Source organism: Marivita geojedonensis, from assembly GCF_002115805.1.
Lineage (GTDB): Bacteria > Pseudomonadota > Alphaproteobacteria > Rhodobacterales > Rhodobacteraceae > Marivita > Marivita geojedonensis.
The window spans coordinates 1-811 of record NZ_JFKC01000069.1 but is presented as its reverse complement, the minus strand read 5'-3'; the positions used below and the strand labels follow the sequence as shown (position 1 = coordinate 811).

Here is an 811-nt window from a genome sequence, read left to right as displayed (position 1 = left end):
TGTCAGAGGAACTTGGCTTGAGCCGGGCAGGGGGCTTTCGTAGCCTCTCGAGATGACCAAACGCTCACCTTTCAAGTATTTCAAAACCAGCTCCGAGATCATCCGCCTGGCGGTGATGCTGTATGTCCGGTTCCCGTTGTCACTCCGCAATGTCGAGGATCTGCTGCACGAACGTGGCATCGACGTCAGTCACGAAACCATCCGGTTTTGGTGGAACAGGTTTGGGCCGATGTTTGCCTCCGAGATCCGGCGGCGGCGTGTTCAGCAGCTACGCGCCTTTTCCCGATGGCAATGGCATGTCGATGAGGTTTTTGTGAAAATCAATGGTGAGCGGCACTACCTGTGGCGGGCCGTCGATCACGAAGGCGAGGTTCTGGAGAGCGTCGTCACTAAGCGGAGAAACAAACGCGCCGCATTGAAAATGCTCAGGAAATTGATGCGTCGATATGGTTCGCCGGAAGTACTGGTCACCGATCGGTTTGCTTCATACCGAGCCGCACTTCGCGAATTGGGGTGCGAAAACCGGCAACTCTGTGGTCGTTGGCTGAACAACCGCGTTGAGAATTCACATCTGCCATTCCGACGACGAGAGCGGGCGATGCAACGTTTTCGCCGAATGCGCAGTTTGCAAAAATTCGTTTCCGTCCATTCCTCCATCTTCAACCACTTTAACCAGGATCGCAGCCTCTCCAAACGAGATCACTTCAAGGAAAACCGAACCGCTGCTCTGGTCGAGTGGCGCGGCCTCTGCGCGGCATAAAAGACAGCATCACTGTCCTTGCGGAGACTGGTTGGAATTGGTCTGACACCA

At 55.0% G+C, this 811-nt stretch carries 1 protein-coding gene; it reads left to right on the top strand.

Annotated features, from left to right (window positions below; translation table 11 throughout):
* The first annotated feature begins 52 nt into the window (after window positions 1–52).
* On the top strand, window positions 53–760 hold the full coding sequence (locus MGEO_RS21040; protein ID WP_085641694.1) for an IS6 family transposase: 708 nt from the start codon (window positions 53–55) through the stop codon (window positions 758–760).
* Window positions 761–811: the final 51 nt, after the last annotated feature.